Annotated in this window: 14 protein-coding genes; 4 read left to right on the forward strand and 10 right to left on the reverse strand. The window is 68.7% G+C overall.

From position 1 onward, the window contains the following. Nucleotides 1-62: 62 nt before the first annotated feature. The 7 genes from ACFSCV_RS04960 to ACFSCV_RS04990 all read right to left on the reverse strand — a co-directional run bounded on the left by ACFSCV_RS04960 (nt 63) and on the right by ACFSCV_RS04990 (nt 9,043). A complete protein-coding gene (locus tag ACFSCV_RS04960; protein ID WP_378797585.1) occupies nt 63-2,834 on the reverse strand; it encodes a phosphoenolpyruvate carboxylase in 2,772 nt (923 codons plus the stop codon). 100 nt (nt 2,835-2,934) lie between these two features. Beyond that, entirely contained in the window at nt 2,935-3,834 is a 900-nt protein-coding gene (gene sucD, locus ACFSCV_RS04965) for a succinate--CoA ligase subunit alpha (RefSeq protein ID WP_378797586.1), read from the reverse strand. 22 nt (nt 3,835-3,856) lie between these two features. Next, nucleotides 3,857-5,038, reverse strand: coding sequence for a malate--CoA ligase subunit beta (locus ACFSCV_RS04970; protein ID WP_378797587.1), 1,182 nt, complete (start codon nt 5,036-5,038; stop codon nt 3,857-3,859). Nucleotides 5,039-5,086: 48 nt separating this feature from the next. Then, nucleotides 5,087-5,716: a methenyltetrahydrofolate cyclohydrolase gene (fchA, locus tag ACFSCV_RS04975; RefSeq protein ID WP_378797588.1), complete on the reverse strand. Its 630-nt coding sequence runs from the start codon at nt 5,714-5,716 to the stop codon at nt 5,087-5,089. After that, on the reverse strand, nt 5,716-6,582 hold the full coding sequence (locus ACFSCV_RS04980) for an NADP-dependent methylenetetrahydromethanopterin/methylenetetrahydrofolate dehydrogenase (RefSeq protein WP_378797589.1): 867 nt from the start codon (nt 6,580-6,582) through the stop codon (nt 5,716-5,718). The genes fchA and ACFSCV_RS04980 overlap by 1 nt, the downstream gene beginning before the upstream one ends. A gap of 185 nt (nt 6,583-6,767) precedes the next feature. Beyond that, a complete protein-coding gene (locus ACFSCV_RS04985) occupies nt 6,768-7,709 on the reverse strand; it encodes a D-2-hydroxyacid dehydrogenase (RefSeq protein ID WP_378797590.1) in 942 nt (313 codons plus the stop codon). A 125-nt stretch (nt 7,710-7,834) separates the two neighbouring features. Then, nucleotides 7,835-9,043 carry an aminotransferase class V-fold PLP-dependent enzyme gene (locus ACFSCV_RS04990; protein WP_378797591.1) on the reverse strand — a complete coding sequence of 403 codons (1,209 nt, stop codon included), beginning with the start codon at nt 9,041-9,043 and terminating at the stop codon, nt 7,835-7,837. Nucleotides 9,044-9,623: 580 nt separating this feature from the next. Here ACFSCV_RS04990 and ACFSCV_RS04995 point away from each other — a divergent pair. Together ACFSCV_RS04995 and ACFSCV_RS05000 are read left to right on the forward strand one after the other, a co-directional pair. Beyond that, nucleotides 9,624-10,637 (forward strand): magnesium and cobalt transport protein CorA, encoded by a 1,014-nt coding sequence (locus tag ACFSCV_RS04995; protein ID WP_378797593.1) that lies wholly within the window; start codon nt 9,624-9,626, stop codon nt 10,635-10,637. A 214-nt stretch (nt 10,638-10,851) separates the two neighbouring features. After that, a complete protein-coding gene (locus ACFSCV_RS05000; RefSeq protein ID WP_378797595.1) occupies nt 10,852-12,285 on the forward strand; it encodes a homospermidine synthase in 1,434 nt (477 codons plus the stop codon). Nucleotides 12,286-12,323: 38 nt separating this feature from the next. Here ACFSCV_RS05000 and ACFSCV_RS05005 read toward each other — a convergent pair whose 3' ends face one another. Continuing rightward, nucleotides 12,324-12,497 (reverse strand): hypothetical protein, encoded by a 174-nt coding sequence (locus ACFSCV_RS05005; protein WP_271200750.1) that lies wholly within the window; start codon nt 12,495-12,497, stop codon nt 12,324-12,326. A 198-nt stretch (nt 12,498-12,695) separates the two neighbouring features. On the opposite strand from ACFSCV_RS05005, the gene ACFSCV_RS05010 reads away from it, so the two are divergent. After that, nucleotides 12,696-13,208: a DUF1523 family protein gene (locus ACFSCV_RS05010; RefSeq protein ID WP_378797597.1), complete on the forward strand. Its 513-nt coding sequence runs from the start codon at nt 12,696-12,698 to the stop codon at nt 13,206-13,208. Nucleotides 13,209-13,419: 211 nt separating this feature from the next. Further along, nucleotides 13,420-14,715, forward strand: coding sequence for an alpha-hydroxy acid oxidase (locus tag ACFSCV_RS05015; RefSeq protein ID WP_378797599.1), 1,296 nt, complete (start codon nt 13,420-13,422; stop codon nt 14,713-14,715). Between the two features lie 3 nt (nt 14,716-14,718). Here ACFSCV_RS05015 and ACFSCV_RS05020 read toward each other — a convergent pair whose 3' ends face one another. Beyond that, nucleotides 14,719-15,903 carry a mechanosensitive ion channel family protein gene (locus ACFSCV_RS05020; protein ID WP_378797601.1) on the reverse strand — a complete coding sequence of 395 codons (1,185 nt, stop codon included), beginning with the start codon at nt 15,901-15,903 and terminating at the stop codon, nt 14,719-14,721. Nucleotides 15,904-15,998: 95 nt separating this feature from the next. Further along, nucleotides 15,999-17,009, reverse strand: coding sequence for a WD40 repeat domain-containing protein (locus tag ACFSCV_RS05025; protein WP_378797603.1), 1,011 nt, complete (start codon nt 17,007-17,009; stop codon nt 15,999-16,001). Between the last annotated feature and the right edge of the window lie 16 nt (nt 17,010-17,025).

A 17,025-nucleotide genomic window follows, 5' to 3' on the forward strand; every position in this document is an offset into this window, starting at 1 on the left:
GGCTGTGCGAGCAATCTAGCAGTTCGAACTAAGTCATACGGATGTAATATTGCCGATAAGAATTAGCCCGTCGCGCCAAAGCCGACCGCGATGCAGTTGATTGAAAGAAGAAGGGCGGACTTTGTCTCTTCCCGCTTGAACTCGTCAGTCTCGGAGCGGTAGCGGCGGAGAAGCTCCACCTGCTCGCGGCTCACCTGGTTGATGACCGGAAGGCGCTCGGAGAGCCGCTCGCGGAAGGCGGGATAGCGGAACGCGATCTCGCCGCCGCCGGAGACCCGCAGGCACATCTCGCAGGTCAGCGCGTACTCCGCCTCGATCAGCGCGAAGATTTCGTCGCGGGTCTGGGCGTTGGGCGCGAGCTTCGAATATTCGCGCGCGACCGAGAGATCGACCATGCGCAGCGTCTTCTCGACCTCGTCGAGGATCAGCCGGAACGGCTTCGACTGCTCGAACATGCGCTTCAGCAGCGTCTCGCCGTCCTCGCCGCGCACCTCGATGAAGTTCTTGAACGCCGAGCCGATGCCGTACCAGCCGGTGATGATGTGGCGGTTCTGCGCCCAGGCGAACACCCAGGGGATCGCGCGCAGGTCGCTGAGCGAGCGGGCGCCGAAACGGCGCGCCGGGCGGGAGCCGATGTTGAGCAGCGCGAGCTCGTCCAGCGGGCTCGCGTTCTGGAAATACTCGACGAGGCCGGGATGCTGGATGAGCTGGGTGTAGATCGCCCGCGAGGCGCCCGACAGCGCCTCCATGGCGTCGTCGAATTCGGGGCGGGAGGCCTGCTTCTCCGTCGTCGAGCGCAGCACCTGCTCCATGATGGAGGCAGCGGTCAGCTCCATCTGGTAGGCGGCGGTGCCGCGGTTCGAGTACTTGAACGACACCACCTCGCCCTGGTCGGTGACGCGGTACTGCCGGCGGATCGAGCCGGGCGGCTGCGCCGCGATCGCGCGCGCGGTCGGCGCGCCGCCGCGCGACACCGAGCCGCCGCGGCCGTGGAAGAAGGCGATCGGCACGCCGGCCTGCTGGCCGACCTCGGTCAGCTTGGCCTGCGCCTTGTAGAGCTCCCAGTTGGAGGCGAAGTAGCCGCCGTCCTTGTTGCTGTCCGAATAGCCGATCATCACCTCGTGGAAGCCGCCCTGCCAGCGCACCGAGCGCCGGATCAGCGGGATCGACAGCAGCTCCTTCATGATCGCCGGCGCGGCCCGCAGGTCCTCGATGGTCTCGAACAGCGGCACGATCGGCAGCTGGCAGATCTCGACGCCGGGGCTGTCGAGATAGATGCGCGCCTCCTTGGCGAGCAGGTAGACGCCGAGGATGTCGTTGACCGAGCGCGTCATCGACAGGATGAAGCAGCCGACCGCCTCGCGGTCGAGCTCGGTGCGCATCTCGCCGACCAGCGCGAAGGTCGCGAGCGTCTCGCGGGCCTCGTCCGACAGGCCTTCGAGCACGCGGCGCGTGGTGCGCGGCTTGGACAGCTCGGCGGTGAGCCAGGCGCGCCAGGCGCTCGACTCGACGTCCGGCGCGTCGGCGGGCGTCGCGCCCTCGATCGCTGCCCACATCTCCCGCAGCGTGTTCGTGGTGCGGGTCGAGTTCTCGCGGATGTCGAGCAGAACGGTCGAGAACCGGAAGATCTCCACCATCCGGCGCACCGGCCGCACCTGATTGGTCGCGAGCGAGCGGCAGCCGGCGTCGGTCAGCCCCTGCTCCAGCGCCTTGAGGTCATTGATGAGCTCGTCCGCGTCCACGTAGAAGGGGCCGGGCAGGATGACCGGCTCCTCCTTGTTGCGCTCGATGGTGGCGTCGAGCTTGCGCAGGATGCAGGTCTGGAACTGGCGGAAGTGCTCGCCGGGATTGCGGGCCTGGATCGCCTCGCCGTCGCCGCTCGCCGCGAGCCGCGCGGTCAGCTCCTTGCGGAACGAGATCGGCGTCGGCAGCGCCTGCTCGGTGATCGAGAGCAACTTGCCGAGATCCACGATGCGGGCGCGGAAGCGGCGCATGGAGGCGCGGCCGTTGCGCTTCAGCGTGGTGCGGGTGACGGAGGAGGTGACGAACGGGTTGCCGTCGCGGTCGCCGCCGATCCAGCTGCCGAACTGGAAAAAGGCCGGCACCTCGAAGGTCTCGTCCGGATAGTATTCCGAGAGCGAGGATTCCAGCGACTCCAGCAGCTCCGGCAGGGTGTCGAACAGCGACTCGTCGAAGAAGTGCAGGCCCCAAGAGACCTCGCGCACCACGGTCGCCTTCTCGAGCTGCAGCTCGCCGGTCATCCAGATCAGCTCGATCTGGTCGCGAAGCTCCGCCATCAGCGAATTGCGCTCGCGCTCGGTCCAGCGCGGCAGCTCGAGCTCGCGCAGGATCAGGTAGATGCGCCGCAGCTTCTCCAGCACCGTGACGCGCTTCGCCTCGGTCGGGTGGGCGGTCAGCGTCGGCCGGATGCGGATGTCGTTCAGCAGGGCGTGGATCTCGTCGGCCTTCACGCCGGCCGCGACCGCCTCCGCCAGCACGTGCGAGAAGGTGCCGTTGACCGCGTCGCGCCCCTGCGTGCGCTCGACGTTGCGGCGCCGGCGCATCGCCGTGTTCTCCTCGACGATCGACAGCAGCCGGAACCACAGCCCCTGCGCGTGCAGGGCCCGGCCCATCAGCTCGGGCGTGAGCTGGGAGATGTCGGCCTCGCCCTTCAGCACGGCCTCGAGCTCCGGCTGGTGGCGGCGGCAGACGTCGACCAGCGCGCGGAACAGGATTTCCGTCGCGGCGTCCGGCTCGGTGCCGGTGATCATCGGCGGGGCGAAGCTGTCCATGGAAACCGGCGCCGAAAGGGAGAACTGGGGATGCAGGGTCATCGCGAGGTCCATGTGTTCGGGCGCGAGGCGCCGCGGCCGCAGGCGGATGACGCAGGGCGACGGCGCAAGGAACAGGCGCCGCCGCCCGGATCGTCGCGGATCAGGCCGCGCTCTTCAGCCTGCCGAGGACTTCTGCAACGGTCGTGCCGAAATCGCCGGGCGAGGGGGCGACCGTCAGGCCGTAGGACTTCATGATCTCGGCCTTCTCGGCGGCGCTGTCGCCCTGCGCCGAGATGATCGCGCCGGCGTGGCCCATGCGCCGGCCCTTCGGCGCGGTGAGGCCCGCCACGAAACCGATCACCGGCTTCGACATGTTGTCCTTGATCCAGGCCGAGGCCTCGGCCTCCTGCGGGCCGCCGATCTCGCCGATCATCAGCACGGCGACCGTCTCCGGGTCCTGCTCGAACAGCGCGAGGTGGTCGAGGAAGGACGAGCCGTTGATCGGGTCGCCGCCGATGCCGACCGAGGTCGAGATGCCGATGCCGAGCGCCTTCATCTGGCTCGCGGCCTCGTAGCCGAGCGTGCCCGAGCGCGAGATCACGCCGACATTGCCCTTGAGGTAGATGTGGCCGGGCATGATGCCGAGCATGGACTTGCCCGGCGAGATGATGCCGGCGCAGTTCGGGCCCACCACCATGGTCCGCCGCTCCTTGGGGTAGCGGTAGAGGTAGCGCTTCACCCGCATCATGTCCTGGGCGGGGATGCCGTCGGTGATGGAGCAGACCAGCTTCAGGCCGGCGTCCGCGGCCTCCATGATCGCGTCCGCCGCGAAGGGCGGGGCGACGAAGGTGATCGAGGTGGTGGCGCCGGTGGCGGCGACGGCGTCCTTGACGGTGTTGAAGACGGGCAGGCCGAGATGGGTCTGGCCGCCCTTGCCCGGCGTCACGCCGCCGACGACGTTCGAGCCGTACTCGATCATCTCCTTGGCGTGGAAGGTGCCTTTGTCGCCCGTGACGCCCTGGACGATGATCGGGGTCTTTTCGTCGATGAGAATGCTCATGGCCGTATCCTCCCCTTAAGCTTCAGGCCGCGGACTTCTTGAAGGCGTCGCAGGCCGCGACCGCCTTCTGGGCGGCTTCCGTCAGCGTGTCGGCGGCGATCAGGTCGAGGCCGCTGTCCTCGAGGATCTTCTTGCCGGCCTCCACATTGGTGCCGGCGAGGCGCACGATCAGCGGCACGTCGATCTTCACCTCCTTCGCGGCCTGGATCACGCCCTGCGCGACCCAGTCGCACCGGTTGATGCCGGCGAAGATGTTGACGAGGATCGCCTTGACGTTCTTGTCCGACAGCACCAGCCGGAAGGCGGTGGCGACGCGGTCCGGGCTCGCGCCACCGCCGACGTCGAGGAAGTTCGCCGGCTCGCCGCCGGCGTGCTTGATCATGTCCATGGTCGCCATGGCGAGGCCGGCGCCGTTGACGATGCAGCCGATCTCGCCCTCGAGGCCGATGTAGCTGAGGTTGTGCTCGGCCGCTTGCGCCTCGCGCGGGTCGCTCTGCGAGGGGTCGTGCATGTCGGCGACGTTGTGCCGGCGGAACAGCGCGTTGTCGTCGAACGACATCTTGGCGTCGAGCGCCAGCACGCGGTCGTCGCGGGTGACGACCAGCGGGTTGATCTCGAGCATGGTGCAGTCGGTGTCGCGGAACGCGCGGTAGGCGTTCATGATCACCCGCACCGCGGCCGAGACCTGCTTGATGTTGAGGCCGAGCTTGAAGGCGAGCTCGCGGGCCTCGAACTGCTGCAGGCCGACGGCGGGCTCCACCACGACCTGGATGAGCGCCTCCGGCTCGGTCTTGGCTATCTCCTCGATCTCCATGCCGCCGCGGGTGGAGGCGATGACGCGCACGCGCTCGGCCTTCCGGTCGAGCACGTAGCCGAGATAGAGCTCGCGCTCGAACGGGTCCGCCGCCTCGACGTAGACGCGCTGGACCGGCTTGCCTTCCGGCCCGGTCTGGATCGTGACGAGACGCTTGCCGAGCATGCCCTTGGCGGCGTCGCGCACCTCGTTGTAGGTGCGGCAGAGCTTGACCCCGCCCGCCTTGCCGCGGGCGCCGGCGTGGATCTGGGCCTTCACGGCCCAGAACGAGCCGCCGAGTTCGGTGGCGGCGTAGACCGCCTGGTCCGGGCTGAAGGCGACCGCGCCCTTGGGCACGGCGACGCCGAAGCTCGCGAGAAGCTCCTTAGCTTGGTACTCGTGAACGTCCATCACGATCCTCCTTGCGTTCCGGGTCTGTCGCGAGCTCGGCGCCGGTCTTCACGCCAGCTTGGACTTGACGAGCTCGTAGGTCTTGGCGTTGAGCGCGGTGGCCTCGCCGATCAGGGTCTCGAGCTCGGCGAGCCGGGCCTCCGCGAAGTCGCGGTCCTTGATCGACTTGGCGTTGACGCGCACGTTGAGCGCCGCGCTCATCAGGCCGGCGTAGGCCGACTGCACCGCGACGCCCGCGTCCGAGATTACGTTGAGGTTGCCGATCTCGGCGATCTCCGCCGACAGCTCGATCGCCTCGCGGCAGAGCCGCGCGGCCTCGAGCGGCACGTCGGTGGCCTCCTTGAGCGCCGCCTGGATCTTGGCGGTGCGCGCGGCCTTGGCCGCGTCGTCCTCGCCCTTCGGGAGCCCGTAGGCTCCCATCACGGCGTCGAAGGCTTTGACGTCGTCGGCGATGGCGTCGGTGAGCTTGGCCCGGAGCGCCTCGGACTTCGCCAGCACCGCCTTCACCTGCTCCTCGACCTCGGCGTATTTCGGCTTGCCGACGGTGAGGTTCGCCACCATCGACACCAGCGCCGCGCCCATGGCGCCGGAGATGGCGGCCGCGCCGCCGCCTCCGGGCGTCGGAGCCTCGCTCGCGAGCTCGTCGAGGAAGACGCCGAGGGTCTGTTCGCGCGCCATCACGCCATCTCTTTCGCGAGCGCGTAGATCTCGTCGGCGTCGAAGGACTGGTCGGCCGCCTCGAACAGCTTGCCGATCAGCGTGCGGTGCAGCTTGAGCTTCAGGCCGCCGAGGCCGAGCGCGCCGAGCGCCAGCTTGCCGTGACGCTCCTTGGCCTTGTCCATGGCGTCGATGCCGCCGATGCCGAGCGGGGGCTGGGCGTTGTAGTCGACCACGATCTCGATCGAGGATTCCGACTTCCAGACGTCCTCGGCCAGCAGCTCGAGGCCGATCGCGCCGGCGGAGAACACGAGGTTCGCGCCCGCGACCGCCTTGGCGCGGTCCTCGCCGGACTTGGCCTCGACCGCGTCGATCTTCACGCCGAAGCGCTTCTCGACGTTGGCCGCCGACTTCTGGGCCTTGTCGAGCGCGCGGCCTACGATCGTGACCGCCGCGCCTTCCTTGGCGAGCATCGCGGCGGAGCGCATGCCGACCGGGCCGGTGCCGGCCAGGATCACGGCCTTCTTGCCCTTGACGTCGCCGCCGAGCGCCTTGACCGCCAGCGCCACGCCGGCCGCCGCCGTCGTGTTCGAGCCGTTCGAGTCCAGCATGGTGGAGACGCGGAAGGGTCCGAAGAACCGCTTCTGGACCGCGTCGTAGACCGCCTCGCCGGCCGCCATGTCGCCGCCGCCGACGAAGATCGCCGTGGACTGCTTCTCCTTGCCGCCGCGGGTGTAGATCGTGCCGTCGACATAGGCGCCGACGTTCTCGGGCGTGACGTTGCCGTAGCCGGTGATGTGGTCGGCGCCGCCGTCGTAGCCCACGACCACGTCGAAGACGCTCGGGGTCGGATCGGTGTCGAATTGGAACAGAAGCTTCTTGGTCATGATCTTCCCTGGTGCCGCGCGTCCGCGGACGTTTTCTGTCTGACGCCGGAGGCCGCCGGCCTCACGCGACGTCATGCCCGCCTTCGCGGGCGTTCACGATTTCCGGCCCCGCCGTCACGCCGCGCGAGCAAGTCGCGGTCGCCCGGCTCTGCCGGGCGGGACGGCGGCGTTCGAGGCCGAAAGCCTCACTCCACGACGTTCGTCGGCTTGCCGGCGACGAAGTTCTCGACGTTGTCGATCAGCTGGTCGGCGAGGATCTGCATCGCCTGCTTGGACGCCCACGCCACATGCGGCGTGACGATCAGGTTCGGCAGGTCGGCGTCGCACAGGATGTTGCCGTCCTTCGGGGGCTCCTGCGCCACCACGTCGAAGCCCGCGCCGCCGATCTCGCCCGACTTCAGCGCCTCGAGCAGCGCCGCCTCGTCCACCAGCCCGCCGCGGGCGGTGTTGATGAGGATCGCGCTGTTCTTCATCTTCTTGAACTGCTCCGCGCCGAACATGTTCTTGGTGTCGGGCGTCAGCGGAACGTGGATGGTGATGGCGTCGGACTGGGTCAGCACGGTCTCGAAATCGACCAGGCCGTCCTGCGGGAAGACGTCGTAGGGCAGGATCTTCATGCCGAGCGCTTCGGCCCGCTTGCCGATCGACTTGCCGAGCGCGCCGTAGCCGACGATGCCGAGGGTCGAGCCCGCGACGTCGTAGATCGGATAGTCGAAGTAGCAGAACTGCTGCGACTTGTTCCAGTCGCCGCGCTTCACCGAATTGGCGTAGGGCACGATCGCGCGGCGCAGCGCGAAGATCAGGCCGATCACGTGCTCCGGCACGGTGTTGAAGGCGTAGCCGCGGATGTTGGAGATGGTGATGCCCTGGGCCTTGGCCTGGGCCTTGTCGACCACGTCCGTGCCCGTGGCGGCGACGGCGATCAGCTTCAGCTTGGGAAGCTGCTTCAGCACGTCCGCCCGCATCGGCACCTTGTTGATCAGGGCGATGTCGGCGTCCTTCAGGCGCTCGACGATCTCGTCGGGCGTCCAGGTGGACTGGTATTCGACGTAGTCGTGCGGGAAGTTCGGCGCGCGGACGTTCGCGTCGACACTCTCGCGGTCAAGAAAGACGATCTTGTGCGTCATTGCGCTCCCCATGCGCCAGCCGGCGCGGAAGGAGCTCCGCGGCGTGCGTCAGGCGCTTCGTTGGCTCCGGAACAATGCCGACCGGGCGCGCGCATTCAAGCGCGCCCGGTCGGATTCATGTCCGGTCAGGCCGCCTTGGGAGCCGCGGCCTGCGCCTCGATCGGGTTGTCGCGCAGATACTCCTGCGCGGCGCCGACGCCGGAGCCGGCCTTGATCTTCACGCCGTTGTCGAGCATCGACAGCTCCGCGCCGGCGATGGCGCCGAGCAGCATCAGCTCGTTCAGGTCGCCGAGATGGCCGATGCGGAACACGCGGCCCGCGACCTTCGAGAGGCCCGCGCCGAGCGCCAGGTTGTAGCGGTCATAGGCGTGGCGGATGATCTTCGCCGCGTCGATGCCTTCCGGCGCCAGAATCGCCGACACCGTGTCGGAGTGCCAGCGGGGCGACTTCGCGCAGAGCTTGAGGCCCCAGGCGTCGACGGCCCGGCGGGTGGCCTCGGCCAGCACGTGATGGCGGCGGAAGATGTTCTCCAGACCCTCTTCCTCGATGCAGGCGAGCGACTCGCGCAGGCCGTGCAGCAGGTTGGTCGCCGGCGTGTAGGGGAAGTAGCCGGAGGGGTTGGTGTTGATGTGGTCCTGGAAGTCGAAATAGACCTTGTTCAGGCCGGCGTTCTTGCGCAGCCCGAGCGCCTTCTGGCTGACGCAGACGAAGCCGAGGCCGGCCGGCAGCATCAGGCCCTTCTGCGAGCCGGAGACGGCGCAGTCGACCTTCCACTCGTCGAAGCGGAAGTCGATCGAGCCGAGGCCCGAGACCGAGTCGACGAACAGCAGCGCCGGATGGCCGGCGGCGTCCATCGCCTTGCGGATCGCGCCGATGTTCGAGGTCACGCCGGTCGCCGTCTCGTTGTGGACGACCATGACGGCCTTGATCTCGTGGTTCTTGTCGGCGACGAGAGCCTCTTCGATCTTCTCCTCGTGGGCGCCGGTGCCCCACTCCTCTTCCTGGATCTGCACGTCCAGGCCGAGGCGCTGCGCCATGTCGACCCAGAGGTGGCTGAACTGGCCGAAGCGGGCCGTCAGCACCTTGTCGCCGGGGGCGAGCGTGTTCGCAAGCGCGGCTTCCCAGCCGCCGGTGCCCGAGGACGGGAAGATGAAGACCTGGCCGTCCTTGCTCTTGTAGACCTTCTTCAGGCCCTCATAGAGCGGCTTGGTCAGCTCCGGAAAGATCGGCGAGCGGTGGTCTTCCTGGCTGACCATCATGGCCCGAAGCACGCGCTCCGGAACGTTCGTCGGGCCGGGGACGAACAGAAAATTCTTACCGGGGCGTCTCGCCATCGTTTCCTCCTGAAGCGCGTGATTGCCGCGCAAAATAAACATCGGTCAGAACTTGACTATGCGACAGCTGGTCACGCTACATCAGTACCAGTCATTCTGTCAGCTAGTCTCGGTGAATTCAGTCGACCTATTCTTGACGTTCAGAAAATCTTCTAGCAGATCATGGTCGACTTTAGTTTCTCTGGTAGGCGCCGCGCCCGCCGGACGGAGGTCGCGCGCGATCGCCCGCTGCGCAGGGCATGCGCACGACGCCGCAAGATGCCCTCGAAACGACAGCCTAAGCGAGGTCGACTTTCGGAGGGAGGCTCGCGGAGCGGGCACGCGGGCCGAATCTGGCATGCCAATCCGCCGGCGTCTCGGCGACCAACGGCCGCGCAGTATAATTTTTCGATCTCCCAGTAAAATCGCGCGATAGAGGCGCTCGATCATCGCGCGAGCCCCAGTCGTTCCGTCGGGGGAGGGCGCGCCTCCCTCCGGCGCGGCCGCGGCGGGCATGGACGGACTGGACCCCGTCCATGGTCCCTGACAGCTTCTGGGTCCTGCGCGCGGCCGCCGCCGCGCCGTTCCTCCGGACGCTCCCATGACAGAGACCGAGCCAGACACGCCGACGCCCGCAGGGGCGGAGCCGGGCCTCGTGGCGGCGGGCGTCTACGCCCATGGCAAGCGGCTGTCCGAGATCGCGGTCGACGAGGCCGGCGACTGGGCGGCCCGGCCGGGCCATGTGGTCTGGATCGGCCTGAAGGATCCGCCCGAGCCGCTGCTCCGGCGCGTGCAGCGGCAGTTCGGCCTGCACGAGCTCGCGATCCGCCAGGCGCTGCGCGAGCACCCGCGGCCAAAGCTCGAGACCTATGGCGACGCCTGCTTCGTGACCGCGCGCACGGCGCAGATCGTGGACGGACAGCTCGCGCTCGGCGAGACCCACATCATCGTCGGTCGCGGCTACGTCGTGTCGATCCGCCACGGCGCGTCCTCGTCCTACGCGCCGGTGCGGGAGCGCTGCGAGGCCTCGCCCGCCGCGCTCACGCATGGCGAGGACTACATCCTCTATGCGCTGCTCGACTTCATCGTCTCGAACTACGACGGGGTGCTGGAGAAGATCCGGGCGCAGGTCGAGCGGATCGAGGACCATGTGCTGCAGGGCGAGCAGCCGCCGGGCCGGATCGAGCGGTTGTACCGGCTGCGGCGCAACCTGCTGCGGCTCCGCACCGCGGCGACGCCGCTGCTCGACGTGTGCCGGCGGCTGGAGCGCTCCGACGTGATCGCGATCGATCCGGACATGGCGCCGCGCTTCCGCGACGTCACGGGGCGGATCGACCGCACGCGCGACGACATCGACGCCATGCGCGAGGTGCTCGCCTTCGCGTTCGAGGCCAGCATGATGCTGGGGCAGGCGCAGCAGACGGCGATCGCCCGCCAGCTCGCCTCCTGGGCCGCGATCCTTGCGGCGCCGACCGCGATCGCCGGCGTCTACGGCATGAACTTCGACCACATGCCGGAGCTGCACTGGCGCTACGGCTACTTCGCGGTCCTCGGCGTCATCGCCGCGGTCTGCTGCGGCCTCTACGCCTATTTCCGGCGCAAGCGCTGGCTATAGCCCGCCGCGGCGGAACGCCGCCTCGTCCGCGTCTCGCCTTCCGCTCAAGGCCGGCCGCGGCGACGCGCTTCAACGCGGACGGCGCTCGTCCCGGAGGCGGCCGGCGACGTCGCAGGTCGCCGGAGCGGCGTCGCGCGCGGTTGATTTTGACGGTCCGATCCGCCTTTATCGCCCGGCTTCCCCCAAGTCATCCTAAAGACGGAGCCGCCAAAAAATGTCTGACCATCCGGTGTACGCCAAGATCGACGGCCCCATCGTGATGATCGGTTTCGGCTCCATCGGCCGAGGCACGCTGCCGCTGATCGAGCGGCATTTCGAGTTCGACCGCGAGCGCTTCTTCTTCATCGACCCGAGCGACCACAACAAGCACATCCTGGACAAGCACGGCTACGAGCTGATCCAGAAGCATGTGACGAAGGAGAATTACCGCGAGCTGCTGACGCCGCTGCTGACTAAAGGCGAGGGCCGCGGCTTCTGCGTGAACCTCTCGGTCGACACCGGCTCGGCCGACCTGATCGCGCTCTGCCAGGAGCTCGGCGTCCTCTACATCGACACGGTCAACGAGCCGTGGCTCGGTTTCTATTTTGACAAGAACAAGGGGCCGTCGGAGCGCTCGAACTACGCGCTGCGCCAGATGACGCTCGATCTGCGCGCCCGCAGCCCGAAGGGCCTGCCGACCGCCGTCTCCACCTGCGGCGCGAACCCGGGCATGGTCTCGTTCTTCGTGAAGCAGGCGGCGCTGAACATCGCCGCCGACCTGAACCTCAACACCCCCGAGCCGACGAACCGCGAGGAATGGGCGGCGCTGCTGCGCCAGATCGGCGTGAAGGGCGTCCACATCGCCGAGCGCGACACCCAGCGCACCACCGACCCGAAGCCGCGCGGCGTGTTCCTCAACACCTGGTCGGTCGAGGGCTTCATCTCGGAGGGCCTGCAGCCTGCCGAACTCGGCTGGGGCACGCACGAGACCTGGATGCCCGAGAACGCGAAGACGCATGACGACCCGAAGGCGCCGGCGATCTACCTGATGCAGCCGGGCGCGGCGACCAAGGTCCGCACCTGGTGCCCGACGCCGGGGCCGCAATACGGCTTCCTCGTCACCCACAACGAGTCGATCTCGATCCCCGACTATTTCACGGTCTGGGAGGACGGGAAGGCCGTCTACCGTCCGACCTGCCACTACGCCTACCACCCGGCCGACGACGCGGTGCTGTCGTGGCACGAGCTGTTCGGGGCCGAGGGCAAGGTGCAGGACACGCTGCACGTGCTCGACGAGGACGAACTGGTCGACGGGATCGACGAACTCGGCGTGCTGCTCTACGGCCACGCCAAGGGCGCCTACTGGTACGGCTCGCAGCTCTCGCTCGAGGAGACGCGGACGCTCGCGCCCTACCAGAACGCGACCGGCCTGCAGGTGACCTCCGCGATCCTCGCCGGCATGGTCTGGGCGATCGAGAACCCGAACGAGGGCATCGTCGAGACCGACGAGATGGACTTCAAGCGCTGCCTCGAGATCCAGAAGCCCTATCTCGGTCCGGTGAAGGGCTACTACACCGACTGGACGCCGCTCGAGAACCGGCCCGGCCTGTTCCCGGAGGACCTCGACGAGAGCGATCCCTGGCAGTTCCGGAATTTCTTGGTGCGGTGAGCGAACGGCGGGCGCGGCGCCTCACGGCGCCCCGCCCGTCACCGCCGCCAGCGGCAGGTCCAGCGCGCCATGTACCAGCCGGGCTCCCGGACGCTTTCGCTGTCGGCGGAGGCGCAAGAGTTCGGCGAGCCCACGAGCGCGGTCCGCGTGATACGGCATGCCGCGGGCTCCGCCTGCAGGCACATGGCCACCACCAGTTCGATCATTCCCATGCCGCCGCTCCCGCTGCCGCCCACACTGCGACGAAAGGCGAAGCGAGCGCCGTGCCAAAGATGACGGCCGTCGCGCATGGCTGGATTGACGGCCCGGACCGCGGGAATGTCGGCTGTCCGCCGACCGTTCCGATTGCTGCGCGCCGGCCGCGTCCCACATAACGGACGCACATTCCCGACCCGAGGAGCTTCCGTCCCATGTTCAACCGCACCCGCGTGATCGTCGCCGTCGTGGCCCTGCTCGCGGTGCTGCCGGGGGCGGCGTTCCTGCACTACTACCTGCCGCGGCACGACGTGGTGCGCATCATCGGGGTCGAGAACCGCCGGGTCGACATGAGCGGCAAGCCGCTGCAGGGCGGAGACCGCCCGCAGACGGGGCGGGACGTCTACTACATCTTCGCCGAGGACGCCGAGACCAAGGCCCCGCACGTCTACCGCAACGAGGACACCGGCTGGGGCTTCCCGTTCTACCTGAAGTTCGACAGCGCCGACGAGCAGGCGGTCGCGGCGTCGATCGCCTCCGAGAAGGGGCTCGCCGTCGTCACCAAGTACGGCTGGCGCGTGAACCTGTTCTCGTGGTTCCCGAACGCCATCAACATCCGCCGCACCGAGCCGAACCCCACCATCATCCCCTGGTTCAACATCTTCTTCTTCGGCGCCTTCGGCGTGCTTGCGATCTGGGTCATCCGCCGGGCGCGGCGGGCGCTCTGACCGCGCGTCGCCGCGCTCCCGAGAGCCGCTCCGCTTGCAAGGCGGCCCGTCGCGGTTTCTAATCATTCTTATCTTTAAGCCTAGACTTTAGTCGTATACAGCCTGTGTCGTCCGGTCGTCGCCAGCGACGGCCGGAATCCCGCCGCGCCGATCGCCGCCGATCCGGCCATCCGCGTGGGACTCCCGCGAACCTGCGAACGGAGACGACGCCTTGTCCGACCAGACCCAAGCCTCCGGGCCCTCCGCCGCGCGCCTCTCCGACCGGCGCGCCTTTCTGCGCTTCCTCGCGGCGAGCCCCGTGATGACGCCGACGGCGATGAGCGCGATCGCCGCCGCGCTCGCGGCCGGCTCCAGCGACGCGTTCGCGCAGAGCTACGACGTGCTGCGCGCGCCCCAGCAGGCGACCGCGGACGGGATCATCTCGGCGCCGGAGCAGGCGCTGAACGTGTTCGACTTCGAGCCCGCCGCCAAGAAGGCGCTGCCGCCGGCCCATTACGGCTACCTCGCGAGCGGCGTCGACGGCGACGAGACGCTCAAGGCCAACCATGAGGCCTTCTCGCGCATCCGCATCCGCGCGCGGCGCCTGATCGACGTCCGCAAGATCGACACCAGCGTCACGATCTTCGGCCAGAAGTTCGGCACGCCGATCATGCTGGCGCCGGTCTCCAGCCAGGGCGCGTTCCACCCGGAGGCGGAGGGCGCGGTCGCCAAGGCGGCGAAGCTCAAGGGCAACGGCATGATCCTGTCGACGGTGGGCTCCACCTCGATCGAGGACGTCACCGAAGCCCGCGGCGCGCCGGTCTGGTACATGCTCTACCCGACCGACGACTGGACCGTGACCGAGGCGCTGGTGAAGCGCGCGGAGGCCGCCGGCGCGCCGGCGATCGTGCTGACCGTCGACCGGCAGGGCGGCCGCAACACCGAGACGCTGTTCCGCCTGCGCCGCGAGGACAGCCGCGTCTGCCAGGACTGCCACCTCGGCGGCTTCGCCAACGAGGTCAGCCGCAAGCCGATGTTCGACGACCTCGACGTCACGAAGGTCACGAACCTCTACGGCACCGGCATGACCTGGGACTATGTCGACCGGCTCCGCAAGATCGTGAAGGGCAAGCTGGTGCTCAAGGGCATCGTCACCCACGAGGACGCCGAGGAGGCGCTGAAGCACGGGGTCGACGCCATCATCGTCTCGAACCATGGCGGCCGCGCGGAGGAGAGCCTCTACCCGACCATCGACGTGCTTCCCGAGGTGGTGAAGGCGGTGAACGGCAAGGTCCCCGTCCTGGTCGACGGCGGCTTCCGGCGCGGCACCGACGTCCTCAAGGCGCTGGCGCTCGGCGCGACCGCGGTCTGCATCGGCCGGCCCTATTGCTGGGGCCTCGCGGCCTTCGGCGAACCCGGCGTCGCGGCGGTGCTGACCCTCATGCAGCGCGAGTTCGAGACCATCATGAAGCAGGTCGGCGCGCTGCGCATCGAGGACATCAACGCCGACGCCGTCACCCGCGCCTGACGATCAGGCGCGCGCCGTCTGCCGCGCCCGGCGCGGGGCGGCGGGCGTCGCCGGAGCGAGGCTCTCCCGGGGGCTTTCGCGGGTCTGGCGTTGAAGCGGATCGGATGCGGGCTGGCGGCCCATGTCCGCCCGCAGCCGCGGCAGCGCGTAGGGGTGCTCCTCGGCGAGCCAGCCGATCATCTTCTCCCGCATCTCGCAGCGGAGATCCCAGGCCCGGGGAGAGGTTCCGGCGGAAACCAGGAAGCGCACCTGGATGACGTGCTCCATGGCGTCGGAGACCTGCAGGTTGACCACCTGGCCGTCCCAGAGCGGGCTCGCCCTGGCCAGTTCCTCGAGCTTCTCCCGCATCAGCGCGATCGGAGCCGCGTGGTCCACATAGATCATCACCGTTCCGATGATGGAGGCGCCCTCGCGGGTCCAGTTCTGGAACGGCTTCTCGATGAAGTATTTCAGCGGCAGCACGAGACGCCGCCAGTCCCAGAGCCGGACGACGACATAGGTCGAGGTGATGTCCTCGACCCAGCCCCATTCGTTCTCGACCACGATCGCGTCTTCGATCCGGATCGGCTGGGTGATCGCGAGCTGGATGCCGGCGACGAGGTTCGCGAGCACCGGCTGCATGGCGAGGCCGAGAATGAGGCCCGCGGCGCCGGCGGAGGCGAGCAGCGAGACGCCGTACTGCCGTACGCCCTCGAAGGTCATCAGCGCGGCCGACAGCGTCACCACGAAGACGAGGATGACGCCGGCGCGCTTCAGGATCTGGATCTGCGTGTAATGCTTGCGCGCGAGGAGGTTGTCTTCCGCGTCGAGTTTGAAGCGGCGCATATGGACCACGGTCCAGATGTGCAGCGCGGTGGTGGCGGTCCAGCCGATCAGCACCATGAAGGCGATCAGCAGAGCGTGCCGCATGAAGCCGGCGAACTGCGGCGGCGCCGGGGAGGAGGCGGTCGCGACGCTCAGCGTGAACATGAAGAAGGCGAGGCGGCTAGGCCCGCGCGTGCGCGCCACCAGCGAGCGCCAGAACAGCGATCTTCCCGCGACGAGGGCCTGCAATCGCCGGAAGATCGCGCCGTGCACCAGCACCACCACGCCGATCGCCGCGGCGAAGAGGACCAGAGTGACGGCCCAGTCCGGCAGCCATTCGAGGCGTCCGGCGACCTGCTCGACGGCGGCGACGGCGTTGTCCATGCGCGACCTTCCCCGAAAGCGGTGGATCGCTATTGGGAACGGGCGCGTGCGGAGGTCGTTCCCGCGCGTGCGAACAAATTATGTGCAGTGCGGCGTCAGCCTTCCGGCAGCGCCACCACGCCCGCCTGGCCGTCCTCGGTTCCGAAGGCGAGGCGGGAGCCGATACGGTCCCAGCCGAGCGCGGTGACGGGCCCGCCGGCGAGCGCGGGGCGCGCCAGGATCTCCGCGCCGTCGGACATCCGCACCAACAGGATGCAGCCGTCCTCGTAGCCGAGCGCTATGACGGGCGCCTTCGGATGGGCGGCGACGCGTGCGACGCGCGAAGGCCGAACGCCGAGCTCCTTCGGCGCCTTGCCCATCGGTCCGTCCTTGGCCTGGAACGGCCAGATGATGGCGGCGTCGGCGCCGGCGGAGGCGAGCCACTTGCCGTCCGCGGTCCAGTCGAGCGAGCGCACCTTGCCGGGATAGCCCGACATGCGCATGTGCGCGCCGTCGGCGACGCGCCAGCCGTGCAGGGCGTTCTCCTGCATGGTCGTCACCACGAAGCGGCCGTCGGGGGCGAAGGTGACGTCGACGTGGCTGCCCTTCCAGGAGAGCTCCTTCGGCGAGCCCTCGGCGCGCGGGAACCAGAGCGAGACGCCGTTGTAGCGCGCGACGGCGAGCTGGTAGCCCTTGGGCGCGAAGGCGAGGCCGCGCGCGGCGGAGGGCGCCTCGTAGGTGCGGAGGTCGCCCTTGCCGTCGCGGGCGAACACCTTCTTCGCCGACGACCAGGCCACCGCGCCGTCCGGCCCGATCGCCACCGCGTCGATCCAGCCCTGAGCCTCGCCCACGGTTTCCGGAGCGGCGCCCGCCTTGAAGCGCAACGCCTTGCCGTCGTCGCCGCCGGTGACGAGCACGCCCGGCGCGACGGCCGCGCACAGCACGCCGCCGTCATGGGCGGGCGCGCGGGTGTCGCCGTCCTCGCCCGAGAACAGCACCGAACCGTCGCCGAGCGCGAACACGGCCGCGTCGCCGAGGAACGTCGCCGCGACCACATAGGCCCCGGCCTCGACCGTCGTGACGCGGTCGGAGAGGGAAGGGTAGCCGGCTTCGATGGGCATGGACATGGGGAAACTCAGGCCT

The sequence above is a fragment of the Methylopila henanensis genome (assembly GCF_042681025.1).
GTDB lineage: Bacteria > Pseudomonadota > Alphaproteobacteria > Rhizobiales > Methylopilaceae > Methylopila > Methylopila henanensis.